1 protein-coding gene and 1 pseudogene are annotated in these 3,799 nt (G+C 56.0%); both read left to right on the plus strand.

Annotated features, from left to right (window positions below):
- Positions 1 to 425 precede the first annotated feature (425 nt).
- Positions 426 to 2,435, plus strand: a pseudogene (locus tag AC1DRJ_RS21180) (type VI secretion system Vgr family protein); the annotation flags it as partial.
- Positions 2,436 to 3,469: 1,034 nt separating this feature from the next.
- On the plus strand, positions 3,470 to 3,799 hold a 330-nt coding region (locus AC1DRJ_RS21185; RefSeq protein ID WP_477803861.1), incomplete at its 3' end, for a hypothetical protein.

Raw genomic sequence — 3,799 nt, forward strand, 5'->3', positions numbered from 1 at the left:
CGAACATCCGATGTGTCTCTGCAGAATGAAGGCGGGCGATTCTGCATGAGCGACAAGGGGTGTTGAGGGAGGGACAAGAAAATCAGATTTACCCCACTTTTATAGAGAGTTGTCCTTCAAGAATCAGTGTGTATGGCTACAGACATCTCCCTCAAAACCACCACCAATCCCTGTGGGAGCGGGCTTGCTCGCGAAGGCTGCGTTACATTCAACATATTAGTCGGCTGACACACCGCCTTCGCGAGCAAGCCCGCTCCCACAGGGATTGGTGGTGGTTTTGAGGGAGATGTCTGTAGCCAAACACACTGATTCTTGAAGGACAAATCTCTATAAAAGTAGGGTAAATCTGATTTTCTTGTCCCTCCCTCAACACCCCTTGTCGCTCATGCAGAATCGCCCGCCTTCATTCTGCAGAGACACATCGGATGTTCGCGCCTGCCAATCAACCGCGTTTCACGTTGACCCTCGACGGCGTCCAGAATGAGCTCAAAGTCCTTGAGTTCACGGGCACGGAAGCCATCAGCCAACCCTACAGTTTTGACCTGGAATTGGTCAGCGATCGGCCAGACATCGAGCTCGAAAGCCTGCTGCACCGTCAGGCGTTTCTGAGTTTCGATGCACAAGGCGCCGGTATTCATGGTCAGATTTTTCGCGTCGGCCAAAGCGACTCCGGGAAACGCCTGACGGGCTATCAGATCAGCCTTGTACCGCGACTGGCTTACCTCGGCCAGCGCATTAATCAGCGGATCTTCCAGCACAAAAGCGTGCCGACGATCATCGCGCAGGTCCTCAAGGACCATGGCATCCAGCGCGATGCGTTCGAGTTTCAACTCGGCAGTGACTACACAGCTCGTGAGTACTGCGTGCAGTACGCCGAAAGCGATCTGGCGTTCATCCAGCGGCTGTGTGCCGAGATCGGCATTCACTACCACTTCCAGCACAGCCCCGACGGGCATCTGCTGGTGTTCGGCGATGACCAAACCGTTTTCCCTCGTCTGCCCCAGTCGACCCTGTACTTGCCCGGTAGCGGAATGGCGGCGGATGCGCCGGCCATCAAACGCTTCAATGTTCGTTTGGAAACCCGCACTACCGCAGTCGCCCGTCGCGATTACGACTTTAAAAAACCTCGCCTGCAACTCGAAACCCGTCTCGACAGCGAGCAGCGCCCGGTGCTGGAGGACTACCACTTTCCCGGCCAATTCACGGATCGTGAACACGGAAAGCAACTGACGCAACGCGCACTCGAGCGCCACAACGCCGATTTCCGCCAGGCCGAAGGTCGTGGTGATGACTGTGCGCTGGTCAGCGGGCATTTCCTCCATCTCGCCGAGCATCCCCGTCAGGCGTGGAATGACCTGTGGCTGATCACTGAAATCGAACATCGCGGCCGCCAACCGCAAGTGCTGGAAGAGTCGGCCACCAGCGATGACCCGAATGATTTCCAGGGCTATCGCAATACGTTTCTGGCGACGCCGTGGGACGTTTCGTTTCGTCCGCCRTTGGGGCCGCAAAAGCCACGCATGCTCGGCTATCAACCCGCCGTGGTCACCGGCCCGGTTGACAGCGAAATCCATTGCGACGAGTTCGGGCGGGTCAAGGTTCTGCTCGCCTGGGATCGCGACGGCCAACTCAACGAGCATTCCAGTTGTTGGCTGCGCGTCGCCACGGGTTGGGCGCATGAACGATATGGCAGCGTGCTGATCCCGCGGGTCGGCATGGAAGTGCTGGTCGGCTTCATCGACGCCGATGCCGACAAACCGCTGGTGATGGGCTGCCTGCCGAACGCGGCGACGCCCGTTCCGCTGGACCTGCCCGCCGACAAGACCCGCAGCATTTTCCGCAGCCAGAGCAGTCCGGGTGGCGGGGGGTACAACGAACTGCGCATCGAGGACCGCAAAGGCGCCGAGGAAATCTACCTGCGCGCCCAGCGAAACTGGACCCAGCATGTGTTGAATGATCAGCAAGTGCAGGTCGATAACCAGCGCAGCATCGTCGTCACCGGCACCGCTCGCCACGAGTTGAAGGCCGACGAACAGCGCATCACCCACGGCCAGCGCCAGACCGAAGTGAAGCTCGACGATCACTTGGTGGTGATGGGTGATCGGCACATCCGCGTGACCAGCCAGGCGCTCAACGCCAGTCAGCAATTCCACGTCAGCGCCGGCCAGCAGGTAGTGATCGACGGCGGCGCAAGCGCGACGATTCAGGCGGGCGGGCAGTGGATCAACATTGGGCCTGGGGGGATTTTCAGCAGCGTGCCGATTCAGGTCGGTGGCGCGTTGATGCCAGCGATGGTGGCTGCGCCGGTGTCGCCGAATACACCTTTGAAACTCGCCGCTGCGCCAGCAGCGGTATTGAGCGCTGCGCAGATCATGAGCCTGAAAAGCGATGCGCCGTTTTGTGAGGAGTGTGAGCGTTGTAAGGAGGGGCTATGTCCGACGCCGAATACTTTAAGCGGTGCGCTCAGGGCGTCATCCGTTACACCTGCTTCAACTGTTGAACCTGGTTTCCATATCGTCGAACAGGGGATGTCCCGGTCTGCGCTCGAATCAATATTGTTTCCACAGCCGACTCCGGCAGTACTGGAAAAATTTCGAAGCCTGAATCCACAGCTCACTCAATACGCCAAGCCTGGTCAATTGATCGTCTTGAGCGATCCGCGCAATACGCAATGCACTCGTGTAGAAGCCCTGTTGATGGAGGCTGCGCAAAAGGTCGACGCGGCGCTTGAGCCGTTGAGTGATGCCGAGGCTGAGTTTATGGCTCGTCACCATGGGGAGATTCAATCCTTTCTTTCGCATGGCTCGACAGGTGTTGGCGTTGGTTCAGCGATGTTCGGTAAGCACTTGGGCAACTTGAAAAAGACCCTTGTAGAGCTTGAAAACCTGCACAAACGCACCTTCGATAAACACGGAAAACTGCAGGGCGCGGATTTCTTTACCGAGCGTAAAAAGTTGATGGGCCGGCTGGATAACAGCCTTGGATCATTGGTGCGTAAAGGCGTGGGTATTCCGGATCATCCAAAACTGAAAAATGCGCTGGGGATATCAAGTCGCAGCCTGGTGCATCATTGGAGCAAGGCGGGTACAGCTGGAGGGATTCCGGGGTACGCGACGCATATTGATGGGGTGAGTAAAGCTGGGAAAGTGATGAWGTTGGGTGGTTGGGTTGGGGTTGGGTTGGGGGCTTCGGCTTCGGGAGTAAAAGTGAGAGAGGTTTGTCGGACTGGGCGTGAGCAAGAGTGCAAGAAAGTCAAAGTCACTGAAAGCGGGAAGCTGGTGGGGGCTGTGGCTGGAAGCACGATTGGTTCGAAGGTGGCTAGCTCTGCTTGTGTGGCAATCTCTTGGACCGGATATGGTGCAATTGCCTGTGCCATTGTTATGGCGGGAGTCGGCGCAGTCGGTGGTGGCCTTATCGGCGAGGAAATTGGTGAAGGAACTGGCGAAAAAATTTACGAGTGGCGCGAGTGATGCTGGATGCAGAAGACATCTATTTCATGTTCGCGATTTTCAATATTGCATCGGGAATCGGAGTGCTTTTTGTTCAGCTATATCTTGTGTTTTTTGAGCTTGAGAATATTTTTGCCGCGTTGCCGAATTCGTATGGCGCTGAACTGCGAAAGCCTTTTTTAAATGGGGGAGTGTTTAGCAAAATATTTGTAGTTGGAAATATAGCCATGATGCTCTGTTTTCATAAGAGGTCGATAAAAGGTGGGGATTTGAGTCAGTACGATTACGACAATTTCCCGTCAAAAATAAAGTTTCAGTTGCAAGCGATGCATCTGGTATCGCTATTCCTC

This window comes from Pseudomonas sp. P5_B2, assembly GCF_056400445.1.